The following is a 16278-nucleotide window of genomic DNA, read 5'->3' on the forward strand; positions in this document are numbered from 1 at the left end:
GATGGATCTGTTCAACGCCATCATCCAGGTCCTGGACTCGACCATCCGCCTGTCGGTGCCGCTGCTGCTCGCCTGCCTCGCCGGCCTCTATTCGGAGCGGGCCGGCGTCTTCGATATCGGGCTCGAAGGCAAGATGCTGGTCGGCGCCTTCGCCGGTGCCGCCGCAGCCTCGGTCTTCCATTCCGCCTATCTCGGCCTCGGCATGGCCATCCTCATCTCGGTCGCTTTCGCGATGATCCACGGCTTTGCCTCGATCACCCATCGCGGCAACCAGATCGTCTCCGGCGTGGCGATCAATTTCATCGCCGCCGGGTCGACGATCATGCTCGGCCAGGCCTGGTTCCAGCAAGGCGGGCGCACCCCGGCGCTTGCGTCCGGCGAGCGGTTCGGAGCCGTCATCTGGCCCGGTGCGGACGCGCTCAGGAGCGTGCCGATCCTCGGACCGGTATATTCGGAACTGATCTCCGGCCATTCCGTGCTGGTCTATCTCGCGTTCCTCGCGGTGCCGTTCACCTGGTGGGTGCTGTTTCGCACTCGCTTCGGCTTGCGCCTGCGCGCGGTCGGCGAGAACCCGGCCGCGGTCGATACCGCGGGCATCTCGGTCGCCTGGCTGCGCTACAGGGCGCTGATCTGCACCGGCGTGCTCACCGGCATTGCCGGCGCCTATCTGTCGATGGTGCAGAATGGCGGCTTCGTAAAGGACATGACCGCCGGCAAGGGCTACATCGCACTGGCTGCGCTGATCTTCGCCAAGTGGAAACCGGTCAACGCCATGTTCGCCTGCCTGTTGTTCGGCTTCCTCGACGCGCTGTCGATCCGCCTGCAGGGCACGCCGCTGCCGCTGATCGGCAAGGTGCCGGTGCAGTTCATGCAGGCGCTGCCCTATGTCCTCACCGTCATCCTACTCGCCGGCTTCATCGGCAAGGCGATCCCGCCGCGCGCCGGCGGCGTGCCTTATGTAAAGGAGCGGTGATTGTGGCTCATGATTTGTTCGAAGCGGCGAAAGCCGCCATGGCCAAGGCCTATGCGCCCTATTCGAAATTCCCGGTCGGGGCAGCATTGCGCACCGAGGACGGCCGCATCTTTGCCGGCGCCAACATCGAGGTCGCGTCCTATCCGGAAGGCTGGTGCGCCGAGACCACCGCGCTCGGCCACTACATCATGGGCGGCGGCGGCAGGATCACGGAGATCGCGGTGATCGCCGAGCGCATGGCCAAATGCTCGCCCTGCGGCGGCTGCCGGCAACGGCTCGCCGAATTCTGCCGGCCGGAAACCAAAGTCTATCTTTGCGACAATGGCGGCGTGGTCGAGACCGTGACCATGGGCGAGATGCTGCCCTACGGCTTCCAGGGCGATATTTTGAAATGAAGGAAGCGCTTGATCGTCTCGTCGAAAGGCTGGACGGGCTGGCGCCCGCCACCGCGCTGGTGCTGGGTTCGGGCCTTGGCGGGCTTGTCGACCAGGTCGAGGACCCGGTCCGCATTTCCTATGCCGATTTGCCGGGCTTTCCCAGAAGCGGCGTCACCGGCCATGCCGGCGAGGTGGTGGCGGGACGTTTTGCCGGCACGCCGGTGCTGATGCTGTCCGGCCGCGCCCACTATTACGAGCATGGCAACGCGGCGGCGATGCGGCCAGCAATGGAGGTGCTCGCCGGCATCGGCATCTCGAAACTGATCCTCACCAATGCCGCCGGCTCGGTCGATCCGGAGATGGGGCCGGGCTCGGTGATGCTGATATCAGACCACATCAATTTCTCGGGCTCCAACCCGCTGATAGGCGAGCCGAGCGACCGTCGCTTCGTCGGCCTGACCGAAGCCTATGATGCCGGGCTCCGCTCGGCGATCGAAAAGGCGGCCAAGGCGACGGCTACCGCGCTGCACAAGGGCGTCTATATGTGGTTCTCCGGGCCGTGCTTCGAGACGCCCGCCGAGATCCGCATGGCGCGCATCATGGGCGCCAACGCCGTCGGCATGTCGACCGTGCCGGAGGTCATCCTCGCCCGGTTCCTTGGCCTGCGCGTCGCCGCCTGTTCGGTCATCACCAACCTCGCCGCCGGCATGACCGGGGCGGAGCTTTCGCACCAGGAGACCAAGGACATGGCGCCGGTCGGCGGCGCGCGGCTGGCGACCATTCTCCAGCGTGTGTTCCAGGACGGCTTGCCGGAGAGTAAGGTCCCGGCCTGATGCTTCCCCAGGAAATCATCCGCAGCAAGCGCGACGGCCACAAGCTGTCGGCGCAGGAGATCGCCAGCTTCATCGAAGGCGTGACCTCAGGCACCGTCTCGGACGGGCAGGTCGGGGCCTTCGCCATGGCGGTCTTCTTCAACGGCATGAGCCGCGACGAGGCGGTGGCGCTGACGCTTGCCATGCGCGATTCCGGCGATGTGCTCGACTGGTCGGACCTGCCGGGCCCGGTCACCGATAAGCATTCGACCGGCGGCGTCGGCGACAATGTCTCTCTGATGGTGGCGCCGATCGTCGCCGCCTGCGGCGCCTATGTGCCGATGATTTCCGGTCGCGGCCTCGGCCATACCGGCGGGACGCTGGACAAGATGGATGCCATCCCCGGCTACATCAGCCAGCCGGATGTTGCGCGGTTCCGGAAGGTGGTGGTCGAAACGGGCTGCGCCATCATCGGCCAGACCGCCGATCTCGCGCCCGCCGACCGCAGGCTCTATGCGATCCGCGACGTGACGGGAACCGTCGAATCGGTGCCGCTGATCACCGCCTCGATCCTGTCGAAGAAACTGGCGGCCGGCCTGCAGTCGCTGGTGCTCGACGTGAAGGTCGGCAACGGCGCCTTCATGGAGAAGTCGCGCGATGCAGCGGCTCTGGCGAACAGCCTGGTCGAAATCGCCACTGGTGCCGGCCTGAAGGCCTCGGCGCTGGTCACCGGCTTGAACGAACCGCTGGCGTCGGCGGCCGGCAATGCGGTCGAGGTGCGCAATGCCGTCGATTTCCTTACCGGCCGCTTCCGTGACCGGCGGCTGGAGGACGTGACGCTGGCGCTGGCCGCGGACATGCTGCAGTTGGCCGGGTTGGTTTCGTCCAACCAAGACGGCATGCGGCGCGCCGCCGAGACCCTAGCCGGCGGCGGTGCCGCCGCCGTCTTCGGGCGCATGGTGGCGGCGCTAGGCGGTCCGGCCGACTTCGTCGAGGGGCCGGGAAAATACCTACCGAAGGCGGCGACGGAGCTTGCGGTCAAGGCGACCGAAAACGGCTTCGTCACCGGCATCGCGACCCGCGACATCGGGCTTGCGGTGGTCGGGCTTGGCGGCGGGCGCATACGGCCGGACGACCGCATTGACCATGCGGTCGGCATCACCCGGCTGTTGCCGGTCGGCGCGGAGGTGCGGGCCGGCGAGGCGCTGGCGCTGGTCCATGCCCGTAATGCCGGGGACGCCGAAGCGGCCGTCGCCGCAGTGCTTTCGGCCTATGCGATCGGCGCTTCGAAGCCGCCCGCGGAAAAAACGGTCATCCGACGGATCCTGCCGCGCGGGTGAACCAGTCAGCAAGGCTCTGCCTTGTTGGACCATGATCTTTTCCGAACCGAAGGTCAGCGAAGCAAAACCGGTTTCCACTTTTCGCTGACGCTGACCCTGCGGTTCGGATCAAGGTTCACTGGACGAGCAGCAGCGCGCCGTTTTCCACCTGGTATTTTTCGAGCTGCTGGAGAAAGCTCAAGCCGATCAAGTTCGTGCGCAGCGCCTTGTCGTCGAGCACCACCGCCTGGACGCCGTCGACCGTGATCTTGCCGATCTGCAGGCGGTCGATCGTCACCAAGGCAGCCCCGATCGTGCCATTGGCGGTGTTGACCTCGTGACGGAAGTCCGATGCGTTCAGCGAAATGCCGATCCTGCGTGCTGTCGAACTGTTGATGGCGACGAGCGTCGCGCCGGTGTCGATCATGCCATCGACCTGTCGGCCGTTGAGCTTGAACGGCGAAGTGAAATGCCCGCGCGCGTCCGCTGTGACCACGACCTTGCGGCCGAGTGGCTGCGGCGTTGCCGGTCTGTCGGGAACCGCGGCCAGATTCAGGTCGGTTTGCGTTTCGAGGATCGGCCTGGCTCCTACCGCCGATTTCAGCAGCCGGTCCAGCATCTGCGGATTCGACTGATAGAGGATCGGGAACGACGCCGACGTTCCGGCGAGCACGCCAAGGATGAGAAGCCTGCGCAGCATGGACCTGCCTTCGTGAAGGCCCATGCTTATCGCGACATGGTGTTTGCCGCTTTAACCGGCGCCGAAACCGTGCATTTGCGTAAACGACCGGTTAACGATCACTTGGTCCCGTACATGCGGTCACCGGCGTCGCCGAGGCCGGGCATGATATAGCCTTTCTCGTTGAGCTGGCGGTCGATGGAAGCGGTGAAGACCGGAACATCGGGATGTGCCTTGGTGAACCGCTCGATCCCCTCTGGCGCTGCCAGCAGGCAGAGGAAGCGGATGTTGGTGGCGCCGCGTCCTTTCAGCTTGTCGATCGCCGCGATCGCCGAATTGGCGGTCGCCAGCATTGGGTCGACGACGATCACCAGCCGGTCGGCGAGGTCACTCGGTGCCTTGAAGAAATATTCAACAGCTTCCAGCGTCTCATGATCTCGGTAAAGACCGATATGGGCGACGCGTGCCGCCGGCACCAGATCGAGCAGGCCTTCGAGCAAGCCGTTGCCGGCGCGCAGCACCGAGGCGAAGACCAGCTTCTTGCCCTCCAGGGTCGGCGCTTCCATCGTCTCGATCGGCGTTTCGATCGTCGTCGTCGTCAGTTCGAGGTTGCGGGTGACCTCATAGCCGAGCAGCAGCGAGATCTCGCGCAGCAGCCGCCGGAAACCGGCCGTCGAGGTTTCCTTCTTGCGCATGATGGTCAGCTTGTGCTGGACAAGCGGGTGGTCGACGACTGTGACGCCCTTCATGGTGTTCTCCTGAAATTCCGGCTGCTTGCGCGAACCCTAGCGGCAATGCGTCGGCCAAGGAACTGCTTGCGATCGCCGACCACAGCTTTTGCAGGAGGAGCGCGTTAGCGCACGCCGCCGTCGAGGCGGGTGAGCAGCGCTGTCCTGGTCTTCTTGTCGACGAAGGCGGCCTCTATTGCCGTTCTGGTGACGGCGGCGAGCGCCTTGTCGTTCATCGAGAAATGCTCGGCGGCGATGTCGTATTCGCGCTTCAGCGACGTCCAGAAATAGGGCGGGTCGTCGGAGTTGAGCGTCACCTTGCAGCCCGCCGCCCGCAGCGCCGGAAAAGGGTGGTCGGCGAAACTGTCGAAGACCTTGAGCGCGATGTTGGAGCCGGGGCAGCATTCGAGCACGACGCCTTGGTCGGCGATGCGCCGGACAAGGTCGGGGTTTTCGATGGCCCGCACGCCATGGCCGATGCGGGACGGGCGGATGTGGTCGAGTGCGGCCGCGACGCTCTCCCAGCCCATCAGTTCGCCGGCATGGACGGTGATGCCGAGACCGGCCTCGCGCGCGATTTCGAAGGCCCTGACATAGTCCTCCAGATCGCCGATCCGCTCGTCGCCGGCGACGCCGAAGCCGGTGACCAACGGATGCCCGCAGCGGGCAGCGAAGCGCGCCGCCTGCTCGATCGCGCCGACGCCGGCGTTGCGCACGCCGGTAACGATCATGCGGCCCTCGATACCGGTCCTGGCCTTGGCGCGCGCGATGCCTTCGCCGAGCGCGTCCGTATAGGCCTTGGGCGACAGGCCGGCCATCCCGGCGTGGTCCGGCGAGGTGAAGATCTCGGAATAAATGGCGCCGTCGCGGGCGAGACTGGTCAGGTAATGGTCGGCCAGCCGGGCATAGTCCTCTTCCGTGCGGAACAGGTCGGAGGAGAAGTCATAGGCGGCGAGGAAGGAGGTGAAATCGTGCCAGACGAAAGAGCCGTCCTGAATGTAGGGCGAGGTATCCTTGCCGTATTTCTGCGCCTGGCGGATGACGAGTTCGGGCGCCGCTGCCCCTTCGATATGGCAGTGCAGTTCCGCTTTCAAAGGCATGCAGTCATCCCGTCAGGTCAGCCCGGGCCGTGGACCCACAAGCGTGATTCCACGACCCGGGGAGCGCGGCCGAACACCGCGCCTTAAACAATAGCGTCCGCACCATCGATCGGCTATGGTCCCGCCGGTTTTATGACGGATCAAAAATAATGTCGGTTGAGAGAACCACGGGCGTTGGCGGCATGGAGACCTCCTATGGTTTCAAGCGTGTAGGGGCGGGCGAGAAGCAGTCCCTGGTCAACGACGTTTTCCACAAGGTGGCGAACCGCTACGACCTGATGAACGACCTGATGTCGGCCGGCCTGCACCGGCTGTGGAAGGACGCCATGGTCGCATGGCTCAATCCACCGAAACGACCGGGCTGGAGCGTGCTCGACGTTGCCGGCGGCACTGGAGACATCGCCTTCCGCATCGTCGAGGCAAGCGGCAGAAACGCCCATGCCACGGTTCTCGACATCAACGGCTCGATGCTCGCCGTCGGCCGCGAGCGGGCCGAGAAAAAAGGCCTGTCGGCAAACACCGATTTCGTCGAGGCCAATGCCGAGGAACTGCCTTTCACCGAGGCCAGTTTCGACGCCTACACGATCGCCTTCGGCATTCGCAACGTGCCGCGCATCGATGTGGCGCTTGCGGAAGCCTATCGCGTGCTGAAGCCCGGCGGGCGCTTTCTCTGCCTCGAATTTTCCGAGGTCGACATGCCGTTGCTCGACAAGGTCTATGAGGCGTGGTCGTTCAACGCCATCCCCAGGATAGGCAAGGTGGTCACCGGTGACGGCGAGCCCTATTCCTATCTGGTGGAATCGATCCGCAAATTTCCCAATCAGCAGAATTTCGCTTCCATGATCACCCGCGCGGGCTTCGACCGCGCGTCTTTCCGCAATTATTCCGGCGGCATCGCCGCGCTTCATTCGGGCTGGAAGCTTTGAGGCTGGCCCGTATTTTTCACGCCCGAAGTGCCCTACGCCGGTCCAGGAGACCGGTGGGGCAAACACAGTCATGAGCAGGCTCGCCGCTGGTTTCAGGCTCGTACGGGCCGGTTGGGTGCTGGTCCGCGAAGGCGTCGTGGCGGCCTTGCCGGGCGACGAGCTATTCGGCCTGCCGAAATTCGGCTGGCGGATGGCGCGGCTGTTCACCCGCCGCCGCGCGCTTGCCTATGAGCGTGGCGACCGGCTGGCCAAGGCGGTCGTCCGGCTCGGCCCGTCCTATGTCAAGCTCGGCCAGTTCCTGGCGACGCGGCCCGATGTCGTCGGCAACGACATCGCGCTCGACCTCGCCATGCTGCAGGACAAGATGCAGACATTTCCGCAGGCCGAGGCCATAGCGGCGATAGAGGCTTCGCTCGGGCGCAAGGTCGGCGAGCTCTTCGCCAGTTTCGGCGAAGCCGTCGCCGCCGCCTCGATCGCTCAGGTCCATACCGCCGAGACGCTGCAGAACGGCGTCGGTTCGCGGGTGGCGGTGAAGGTCATCCGGCCGGGCGTGCGGCGCCGTTTCTTTCGCGATCTCGAAAGCTATTTTCTCGCCGCCCGCCTGCAGGAGAAATACATCCCGTCGTCGCGCCGGTTGCGGCCGGTCGAAGTGACGGAGACGCTGGCGCAGACCACCAAGATCGAAATGGATCTGAGGCTCGAGGCGGCAGCGCTTTCGGAACTCGGCGAGAACACCAAGGACGATCCCGGCTTTCGCGTCCCGTCGGTCGACTGGGAGCGCACCGGCCGTGACGTGCTGACCATGGAATGGATCGACGGCGTCAAGATGAACGACATTGCCGGCCTCGCTGCCGCCGGCCACGATCTGAAGGCGATCGCCGTCAATCTGGTCCAGTCGTTTCTGCGCCATACGCTGCGCGACGGTTTCTTCCATGCCGACATGCATCCGGGAAACCTATTCGTCGAGCCCGACGGCACCATCGTCGCCGTCGATCTCGGCATTGCCGGGCGGCTCGGCAAGAAGGAGCGCCGGTTCCTCGCCGAAATTCTCTACGGCTTCATCACCCGTGACTATCTGCGCGTCGCCGAAGTGCATTTCGAGGCCGGCTACGTGCCGCGCCAGCACAATGTCGCGGCGTTCGCCCAGGCGATCCGGGCCATCGGCGAGCCGATCCACGGCCAGCCGGCCGAGACCATCTCGATGGCCAAGCTGCTGACGCTTCTGTTCGAAGTGACCGACCTCTTCGACATGGCGACGCGGTCCGAGCTGGTGCTGCTGCAGAAGACCATGGTGGTGGTCGAGGGCGTCGCCCGCACGCTCGACCCGGCTTTCAACATGTGGAAGACGTCCGAGCCGGTGGTCGGCGGCTGGATCTCGGGCAATCTCGGCCCGCGTGCGCTGCTGGCCGACGCACGCGACGGCGCCGGCGCGATGCTGGCGCTCGCCCGCCAGGCGCCGGACCTCGCCGCCCGCACCGAGCGGCTGTCGCGCGAAATCGACCTGATGGCCGAACACGGGCTGCGCTTCGACGAAAGGACGGCGCGTGCCATCGGCAAGGCCGAGGCGCACTATAGCAGGTCTGGCCGGCTGGCGCTGTGGGTGATCGCGCTGACGCTGGTCTACATTGCCTGGCGGATTCTCTAGGGCCTGACGACCTTTTCCGAAAACCGGGTTCCACAGTGGTTCGGGAACATGGCTAGCGGCTTGCTTAGAAATGATTGCATTGCTATCATTGCAGTCAACGATATCGAGCAAAGTGCAATCATATGGCCAGCATCACCATCCGCAACCTTGATGATGAGGTCAAGGACCTGTTGCGCCGGCTGGCGGCAGAGAATGACCGGTCCATGGAAGAACAGGCACGGGTCATGATCCGGGCCGCGGTCGAAGGGCAACGCGGTCCGGTCAGCCGCATCGAGCAGATCGAGAAAACCCTCCGCGAATTGACAGACTCGCACGGTCCGACGCCGCCAGTTGCCGCGGTATCCAACCAGGTCACACGAGGCATCCTCTCCGGCAAGCGTATCCTGCTGATCATCGGCGGCGGCATCGCGGCCTACAAGGCGTTGGACCTGATCCGCAGGCTGCGCAAGCGGGGCGCGGCGGTACGGGTGGTGATGACATCAGCCGCGCAGGAGTTCGTCACCACGCTGTCGGTCGGAGCGTTGTCCGCCGACCACGTCTTCATCGATTTGTTCGACCGCAATGACGAGCACGATGTCGGCCATATCAGGTTGTCGCGCGAGGCCGACCTTGTGGTCGTGGCGCCGGCCACCGCCGACCTGATGGCGAAACTCGCCAATGGCCACGCCAACGACCTCGCCTCCACCGTGCTCATCGCCACCGATAAACAGGTGTTGATCGCGCCCGCCATGAACCCGAAAATGTGGTCGCATCAGGCGACCCGGCGCAATCGCGCGACGTTGCAGAAGGACGGGGTTGCAGTCGTCGGCCCGGCAAAGGGCGAGATGGCCGAGAGCAACGAGGCGGGCGAGGGCCGCATGGCCGAGCCGCTGGAAATCGTCGCCGCGATCGAGGCGCTGCTCGATATCAGGCCGAAGCCGCTGGCGGGCAGAAGGATCATCGTCACCTCCGGGCCGACGCATGAGCCGATCGACCCGGTGCGCTACATCGCCAACCGTTCGTCCGGCAAGCAGGGCCATGCCATCGCGGCGGCGCTGGCATGGCTGGGCGCCGACGTGCACCTCGTCTCCGGTCCGGTCGGCATCGCCGATCCGGCTGAGGTCACCACGCTGCATGTCGAAACCGCGAATGAGATGAAGGACGCGGTCGAACAGCTGCTGCCGGCGGACGCGGCCGTGTTCGTTGCGGCGGTCGCCGACTGGCGTAGCGAGACCTCGGCCGGCGAGAAGATCAAGAAAGTGGCGGGCGTGGGGCCGCCGGCGCTGCAGATGATCGAAAACCCCGATATTCTTGCCGGTGTCGGTCATCACAGGCACCGCCCCAGCCTGGTTGTCGGCTTCGCTGCCGAGACGCAGGATCTGGTCAGGAACGCCGAGGCCAAACTCAAGAAGAAGGGCGCCGACTTCATGGTCGCCAACGACGTGTCCCACGAAGGCGCAGGGTCTCCGGGCGTGATGGGCGGCGACCGCAACAAGGTGCGGATCGTGTCGAAGGCCGGTGTCGACGAATGGCCCGAGATGAGCAAGGATGAGGTGGCGGCGCGGCTCGCAGCGCTGATCGCGGAGCGGCTGAAGACGATTACTGTCTAAAGCGCGCCGCGTTTGAACGGATTCATGCGACGCGCTTTAAGTTCTTGTTTTATGCATGTCATTATCGCAAAACCCGCTGCACACTTTTGCGCGGCATACATTAGCCGATCGCCTCCTGAGGCCGTGCTGCCGGCCCAGAGATCCTGAGGGCGGCGAGGCACCCGACAATCCCGAGCGGCACGAAGGCGAGAAACACCCAGGCGGCGACATTTGCCGCCGCTTCTCGGTTCAGGCCTTCGGAGAAGCCGCTGGCGTTGGCGACGATGCCGGTCAGTGCTGCGCCCACCGCATAGCCGATGCGCTGCATCGTCGGCACGGCGGCGGAGGCGATCGTCTGCTCGTCGTCCCTGGCCGATGCCACGATCACGCGCGTGACGAAGGGCCAGGCAATGCCGAAGCCGCCACCTTGCAGCAAGGCGCAAAACACGATCAGCGGAATGGACCCCACCGGCACCGCATAGGCGAAACCGGCGATGCCCGTCGCGATCATCAGCGCGCCGCCGGTGATGATTAGCCTCTCGCGCTCCGGCGGGGCATTGGCGACGAGGATCGACAGGATCGACCAGGCGATCGATTCTGCGGCGATGATGTAGCCGGTGGTCAGGATCGGAATGCCGTGCAGGCTGGTCAGCAGCAGCGGTCCGTACACGGCGAAGGAACAGGTCGCCACCGAAAAGGCAGCGACCATGGTCATGCCTGCGCCGACCGGCGAACGCCATGAGAACAGCCGCGACGGGAACAGTCGCGAGCCCGGCTTCAGCGCGTCGATGCGGATGAACAGCGCGAGGCCCGCCAGTCCGAGGGTGAGCAGCAGGGACGAGCGCAGCAGCGCAATGTCGACACCGGCGGTGGCGATCAGCACGACGCTGACGGCAAGGCAGCCGAGCGCGGCAAAGGGGAAGGGCGGCGCGACCACAGCGATCGAGCGCGGCCTGGTCGCCTCGGGTGTGTCAAGCACGATGAAGCTCGCCAGCGCCATGGACGTGCCGCCGAGCGTGAAGATGCCGAAAGCCCAGCGCCAGGAGAGCAGCTCGGTCATCAACGCACCCAGCACCGGCCCGCTGAAGGCGGCAACGCCCCAGATCGCCGACATGACGCCGAAAAGCTGCGGCCAGATGATGCGCGGAAACAGCCGCTCGACCGAGACGAAGGCCAGCGACACCAGCGCGCCGCCGCCAAGCCCCTCGATCAGGCGCCCCGCCAGGAACAGCGGCATGGAGGGCGCGATGGCGCAGACCAGGGCACCGGCCGCATAGAGCAGGGCGGCCACCACCATGTTGGTGCGTAGCGCGACATAGCTCACCAGCCGTCCAGCGGCGGCACCGGCGACGATGGCGCCGAGTTCGTAGATCGCCAGCGACCAGCCGACCAGCTGTACACCGGCGAGTTCGCCGACCATGGCCGGCATCACCGTCGCCACCATCGTCTCGTTGGTGGCGTGCAGCAGGATGCCAAGGCTGATGAAGCAGAAGCGCGCCAGATCGCCGCTTGCCCACAGCGCCCGCCAGTCGACCCTGTTTGTGCTGGTCTCGGTCATCCCGCCCTCCGAACTTTCCTACACGCCGATTCAAAAATGGTGAAGCGCTCTTCGCATCCAAATGGACGCGCGGCGCTTCGGGAACGGCTTGTAGGACCTCAACCGCAGTTGAGCTCAAGCGGTTTTTGCGGGTGGGCCGAGGATGCCCATCAAGTGTGAGGTGATCGAAGATTGGCGCCGGCGCCGATGCTGGCGGCAGCGATGGATCGTCCTTGGCATGGCGTCTTCAAAAAATCATGCGGCGCGGAACGATCCTGTTCCGCGCCGCGCTCAGAGCCATGCTATGCCGCTTATTTGTACGAGTGGATCAGCTCAAGCGAAGTGACGGCGACCGCCAGGTTGACGCCGGTCTGCGCCTGTACGTTGAGAGGCTGCAGCGAAAAGGCGCTGTTCAATCCGCCGACCAGAAGGTTGGCGCCGCCGCCGGTCACCACGCTGGCCTCGGCGTTGACGCCGTAATAGCTGCCGGCAAGATCGCCGGAAGCACGGTTGCCGGTGGCCGCCAGAACCGCCCATATCAATTCGCCCTGATGCGTCTTGCCGACGTCGACGCCAAGCTTGGAAATGACCCCGGTATAGGCTTCGGGTGGGCCGCCATGGTGGGGGCGAAAGGTGCAGGTCACGCCTTTGTTGGACGTCACGATATAGCCGATGCCGCCGTCGACGGTGCAGTCGAGCACGCCGAGCTGAAGCCTGCCGGCGCTGGCAGGGGCGGCGAGCACCGTGGCGGCGAGGCCGGCGGCGCAGGCGAGTTTCTTGATCATGGGAGGGTCCTTTCGCGGAATTGCCTTGAACAACGGCTAAGCGTCGCGAGCGTTCCGCCGAAAACTTGGCGCGATCAAGGCGAGTGTTAACGCATGTCGCCCAGAAGCATGCCCTCGGACAAACTTGAAGCACGCCCGTTCCATTACGGCGGCAGGCCTGCCATATCAGGCCGGACGCCGCCGCCGGTCAGCCGGCGCCGGTGCGCGCCAGGCCGTCCTTGGCCGGCTGGTAGGTGGGGTTGAGGCGCACGGCCTCGCGGTAGGATTTAGCCGCCTTGACCTTGTCGCCGCGCCGCTCGTAGATCAGCGCCTGATTGGACCAGGCCTCGGCGTTCTTGCCGTCGAGCTTGATCGCCATGTTGATGTCGGCGAAGGCGTTGTCCTCGTCGTTCGTGGCGAGGTAGGAAAGTCCGCGGCCATTGTAGGGCTCGGCGGCGTCCGGCGCCAGGGAGATGGCGGTCGAGAAATCCTCAATGGCGAAGGCATGCTGGCCCTGGCTCTGATAGATCAGGCCGCGATTGTGGTAGGCGCGGGCATCTGTCGTGTCGAGCTGGATCGCCTTCTGAAAATCGTTGAATGCTTCCTGGGTGCGGCCGGCCCTTCGGTAGAGATTGCCACGGCCGATATACGCGGCGTCATAGTTGGAATTGATCTGGATCGAGTGGTTGTAGTCGGCAAGCGCGGCCGCCTGGTCGCCGAGGAAGCGATGGATGAGAGCGCGGTTCGAATAGGCCTGGTAGAAATTCGGATTGAGCTGGATGGCGGTGTCGAAGTCCTTGAGCGCCGCCTGATACTGGCCTCCGCGGCCATAGGCCGAGCCGCGCACGTTGTAGCCTTCCGGATCCTGGGGGCTGCGCTGGATCACGGCCGATAGCGAGGAAATGTTCTCGACCGATCCTTGTGCCTTGTCGATATTGTTGAATCCGGCGGTCGGGGCTGTCTGGCAGCCGGCAAGCGCCAGGCCAGAAAGCAGGGCTGCCGTCAGGGCGAAGCCGCGCATTGGGGTTCTGCGCTCCAGGCTTGTCAAGTTCATGTCTGCTCTGTCCTCACTGCCGCCGCGCCGTCAGGTCTGTTCCCTCTCCGAGCCGGCCTCCCCGAACCAGGTCGAATTCAAAACAAAAAGGTGGCGGCGATTACGCATCGCGCCACCCTGGGTATCCTTCGAAAAGGACGAAAAATTGGCGTCAGAACCGCGGTGGACGCGGAGCACCAGCAGCGCCGGCCGCCACCGGGCGCGGCGTCATCGGCAGCAGGCCTTCGCGCTGGGCGCGCTTGCGGGCCAGCTTGCGGGCGCGGCGCACGGCTTCCGCCTTCTCACGCGCGCGCTTCTCGGAAGGCTTCTCGTAATGTCCACGCATCTTCATTTCGCGGAAGATGCCTTCGCGCTGCATCTTTTTCTTGAGCGCGCGAAGCGCCTGGTCAACATTGTTATCGCGGACGAGTACCTGCACGGGCAATCCTGTCTTTCGGGTTTGATATCAACAGGCAAGCGGCCATAGCCACCAGCCTCCGCAGTGGGCTACACCACGAATTGCGGCGGCTGATAGCAGAATCATGCCGCTTTGTCCACTGCCGAAACGAAAAACCCGCCTGATGGCGGGTCGTCGGCGCAAATCAGCACCGTATGCAAATCAATAGCATAACTGCCGTCAAAAAGCAATTGTTGATCGAGAGCTCGGGCAGTCTGTCTGCTTTCTCGGGCGGGGTTCTGCCGCGCCGATAATCCGGCAAAACGGCTCGCCTGGCTTCGACGAGGAACCAACCTTGTTCCCCAATGGTTGTTGCCGCGAACCAAGCACAGGAGAAAACCGATGTCAGACGCCCGAGAATGGCTCGTCCAGTGGCTAAGGGACGCGCATGCGATGGAGGAGCAGGCCGAGACCATGCTGAACGGCCAGCTGAGTCGGCTGGAGAGCTATCCCGAGCTAAGTGAGCGCATCCGCCTGCACGTCGACGAGACGAAGGGGCAAGCCGTGCGCCTCAGGACCTGCCTGGAGGGGCTGGGCGAAGAAACATCCCCGCTGAAAGACGCCGGCGGCAAGCTGTTGGCGATGGCGCAGTCGTTAAGCGGCGTCTTCGCTGGCGACGAGGTGATGAAAGGCTCACTGGCGAGCTACACCTTCGAGCATATGGAGATCGCCTCCTACACGATTCTCATCGCAGCCGCTGAATCTCTCGGCCAAACAGAGGTCGTTCGGGCCTGCGAACAAAGTCTTCATGAGGAGGAGGCGATGGCCGAGTGGCTGAAAGACAGGCTGCCCGCCACGACAGAGCAGTTCCTGGTTCGCTCGGGATCGGACAGCGACAATGCCAAGCGGTGAGGACAGCAGGCCGGCGGGCAATGGAAAACCGCCTTCTGTCTGGCGGGCTTACAGCTATGCCTGGATTACCCTCGGCTTTTTCATGATCTCGCTTGTCGGCCACTGGGTTTTCGGCTGGTTCGCCTATCTCGATGAGCAGCGAGCGCTCGGCCAGCCGCCCGAATTCGGCGGCTATCTGATCGAGATAAGCCGCGACACGCTCGAGAACTGGCAATCGGAATTCCTGCAGCTGCTCTGGCAGGTGGGTGGCCTGGCGTTCCTGCTCTTCGTCGGCTCGCCACAATCCAAGGAGGGTACCGACCGGATGGAGGCCAAGATCGATGCGCTTCTCACGCTGGTCGATCCGAAGAAAGGCGAGGAGGCGATTCGCAAGCTGGACTTGCAGTATAACGGCCGCCACACTGACGAGCAGCACGCCCACCGGACGAAATGACCCCAGCACCCAGCCGGAGCCGATCATTGCTGCGGCTGGTCGAGGGTGCACCGCCGCGCTGCGACGCTCGCTCGGCGGTCCCGTTCTTCGCTAAGGGAACTACAGCCGGGCCGAATGGTTCCAGCCGTTTGGCCGCGCAGGCGGGCTGACCGACCAGCCGCAGGTCCCAGCCTTCTCCGGCACGAAAAGCGATCCTACGGTCGAGTTCAGGCCGCGTCGCTCCTACCGCAGGCTATCCAGTTCGCGGATGCGTTTGGCGCTGTCAGCCTCGAGCTCCCGGGTGACGGCGCCGATCAGGGTTTCGGCAACGACGAAAAGGGCCGCCGAGGAGTCCCAGGCCGAGGGCACGGCGGTGCGTCCGGCGATGACATGGCGGGCGAAGCGGGCGATCGGCGACAGCCACTGGTCGGTGAACAGCACGATCTGCACGCCGCGCTGATGCGCCGTTTCGGCAAAGCGGACAAGGCTGTCCTGGTACCGCCTGATGTCGAAGATCACCAGCACGTCGTGCTTGCCCATGTCGATCAGCCGGTCGCGCCAGATGCTCTCCTGTCCGGCCAGGTGAAAAACATTGGGCTGGACGATGGCGAGGTGGGCGGCCATGTAGCGCGCCAGAGGGTCGGTGAAGCGGCCGCCGATCAGGAACGTCTTGCCGCGCCGATCGGCAAGCTTCGCGGCGATATCGGCAAGCTGCTTGTCGGACAGGTGCCTGAACGTCTCGCGCATGTTTTCGAGCGTCGCTTCCAGCATCGGCGATACCGCGCCGCCGCTCGGCGATGGAGGATTGAGGGTCCGTGAGGCCGGCGACTGCAATTGCGCCGCCAGTTCGTCCTGCAGCGTCGACTGGAATTCCGGGTAGTTCTGGAAGCCGAGCCGGGCGACGAAACGCAGGATCGTCGGCGAGGAGACGCCGGCTGCAGCTGAAAATTCGGCGACCGTTTTCAGGCCGATCAGAGGGTAGTTGGCGATCAGCGTCTGTGCGGCGCGCCGCTCGCCTGCCGGCATCGTGCCGATGCGGTCCGAGATCAGTTCGGCGATGCTGGATATCATCTTCCCCCACCCCTGGCTGTTTTGC

The 16278-nt window shown here is 64.7% G+C and carries 17 protein-coding genes; 9 read left to right on the forward strand and 8 right to left on the reverse strand.

Going from position 1 to position 16278, the window contains the following annotated elements; genetic code table 11:
- Position 1: 1 nt before the first annotated feature.
- From AC0NID_RS11265 to deoA, 4 genes are read left to right on the forward strand one after another with little or no spacing between them, the layout of a single operon-like run.
- Positions 2–973 carry an ABC transporter permease gene (locus tag AC0NID_RS11265; RefSeq protein WP_473454821.1) on the forward strand — a complete coding sequence of 324 codons (972 nt, stop codon included), beginning with the start codon at positions 2–4 and terminating at the stop codon, positions 971–973.
- A gap of 2 nt (positions 974–975) precedes the next feature.
- Positions 976–1368, forward strand: coding sequence for a cytidine deaminase (gene cdd / locus AC0NID_RS11270; RefSeq protein ID WP_473454820.1), 393 nt, complete (start codon positions 976–978; stop codon positions 1366–1368).
- Positions 1365–2183, forward strand: coding sequence for a purine-nucleoside phosphorylase (locus AC0NID_RS11275; protein ID WP_473454819.1), 819 nt, complete (start codon positions 1365–1367; stop codon positions 2181–2183). Before cdd ends, AC0NID_RS11275 begins: the two co-directional genes overlap by 4 nt.
- Complete coding sequence (gene deoA / locus AC0NID_RS11280) at positions 2183–3502, forward strand: thymidine phosphorylase (protein WP_473454818.1); 1320 nt, start codon at positions 2183–2185, stop codon at positions 3500–3502. The genes AC0NID_RS11275 and deoA overlap by 1 nt, the downstream gene beginning before the upstream one ends.
- 115 nt (positions 3503–3617) lie before the next feature.
- Here deoA and AC0NID_RS11285 read toward each other — a convergent pair whose 3' ends face one another.
- The 3 genes from AC0NID_RS11285 to AC0NID_RS11295 all read right to left on the reverse strand — a co-directional run bounded on the left by AC0NID_RS11285 (position 3618) and on the right by AC0NID_RS11295 (position 5988).
- Complete coding sequence (locus tag AC0NID_RS11285) at positions 3618–4181, reverse strand: TIGR02281 family clan AA aspartic protease (RefSeq protein WP_473454817.1); 564 nt, start codon at positions 4179–4181, stop codon at positions 3618–3620.
- 98 nt (positions 4182–4279) lie between these two features.
- Positions 4280–4909, reverse strand: coding sequence for a uracil phosphoribosyltransferase (gene upp, locus AC0NID_RS11290; RefSeq protein ID WP_010911460.1), 630 nt, complete (start codon positions 4907–4909; stop codon positions 4280–4282).
- 104 nt (positions 4910–5013) lie between these two features.
- The gene (locus tag AC0NID_RS11295) at positions 5014–5988 is read right to left on the reverse strand and encodes an adenosine deaminase (protein WP_473454816.1); all 975 of its coding nucleotides are present in this window, start codon (positions 5986–5988) and stop codon (positions 5014–5016) included.
- 149 nt (positions 5989–6137) lie between these two features.
- Between AC0NID_RS11295 and ubiE the strand changes: the two genes are divergently transcribed.
- The 3 genes from ubiE to coaBC all read left to right on the forward strand — a co-directional run bounded on the left by ubiE (position 6138) and on the right by coaBC (position 10148).
- Positions 6138–6914 (forward strand): bifunctional demethylmenaquinone methyltransferase/2-methoxy-6-polyprenyl-1,4-benzoquinol methylase UbiE, encoded by a 777-nt coding sequence (gene ubiE, locus AC0NID_RS11300; protein ID WP_473454815.1) that lies wholly within the window; start codon positions 6138–6140, stop codon positions 6912–6914.
- A gap of 70 nt (positions 6915–6984) precedes the next feature.
- Complete coding sequence (gene ubiB, locus AC0NID_RS11305; RefSeq protein WP_473454814.1) at positions 6985–8559, forward strand: 2-polyprenylphenol 6-hydroxylase; 1575 nt, start codon at positions 6985–6987, stop codon at positions 8557–8559.
- A 122-nt stretch (positions 8560–8681) separates the two neighbouring features.
- Positions 8682–10148 (forward strand): bifunctional phosphopantothenoylcysteine decarboxylase/phosphopantothenate--cysteine ligase CoaBC, encoded by a 1467-nt coding sequence (gene coaBC, locus AC0NID_RS11310; RefSeq protein ID WP_473454813.1) that lies wholly within the window; start codon positions 8682–8684, stop codon positions 10146–10148.
- A 100-nt stretch (positions 10149–10248) separates the two neighbouring features.
- Here coaBC and AC0NID_RS11315 read toward each other — a convergent pair whose 3' ends face one another.
- The 4 genes from AC0NID_RS11315 to rpsU all read right to left on the reverse strand — a co-directional run bounded on the left by AC0NID_RS11315 (position 10249) and on the right by rpsU (position 13900).
- Positions 10249–11685: an MFS transporter gene (locus AC0NID_RS11315; protein WP_473454812.1), complete on the reverse strand. Its 1437-nt coding sequence runs from the start codon at positions 11683–11685 to the stop codon at positions 10249–10251.
- Between the two features lie 290 nt (positions 11686–11975).
- A complete protein-coding gene (locus tag AC0NID_RS11320; RefSeq protein WP_473454811.1) occupies positions 11976–12449 on the reverse strand; it encodes a DUF992 domain-containing protein in 474 nt (157 codons plus the stop codon).
- 187 nt (positions 12450–12636) lie between these two features.
- Positions 12637–13482, reverse strand: coding sequence for a tetratricopeptide repeat protein (locus tag AC0NID_RS11325; RefSeq protein ID WP_473454810.1), 846 nt, complete (start codon positions 13480–13482; stop codon positions 12637–12639).
- 151 nt (positions 13483–13633) lie between these two features.
- Positions 13634–13900, reverse strand: coding sequence for a 30S ribosomal protein S21 (rpsU, locus tag AC0NID_RS11330; RefSeq protein ID WP_023797519.1), 267 nt, complete (start codon positions 13898–13900; stop codon positions 13634–13636).
- A 360-nt stretch (positions 13901–14260) separates the two neighbouring features.
- Here rpsU and AC0NID_RS11335 point away from each other — a divergent pair, with 360 nt between their 5' ends.
- Both AC0NID_RS11335 and AC0NID_RS11340 read left to right on the forward strand, forming a co-directional pair.
- Entirely contained in the window at positions 14261–14770 is a 510-nt protein-coding gene (locus AC0NID_RS11335; protein ID WP_473454809.1) for a ferritin-like domain-containing protein, read from the forward strand.
- Positions 14757–15203, forward strand: coding sequence for a DUF6766 family protein (locus AC0NID_RS11340; RefSeq protein WP_473454808.1), 447 nt, complete (start codon positions 14757–14759; stop codon positions 15201–15203). Before AC0NID_RS11335 ends, AC0NID_RS11340 begins: the two co-directional genes overlap by 14 nt.
- 222 nt (positions 15204–15425) lie before the next feature.
- Here the strand turns inward: AC0NID_RS11340 and AC0NID_RS11345 are convergent, their stop codons facing one another.
- Complete coding sequence (locus AC0NID_RS11345; protein WP_473454807.1) at positions 15426–16253, reverse strand: MurR/RpiR family transcriptional regulator; 828 nt, start codon at positions 16251–16253, stop codon at positions 15426–15428.
- Positions 16254–16278: the final 25 nt, after the last annotated feature.

The sequence above is a fragment of the Mesorhizobium sp. WSM4821 genome (assembly GCF_055901555.1).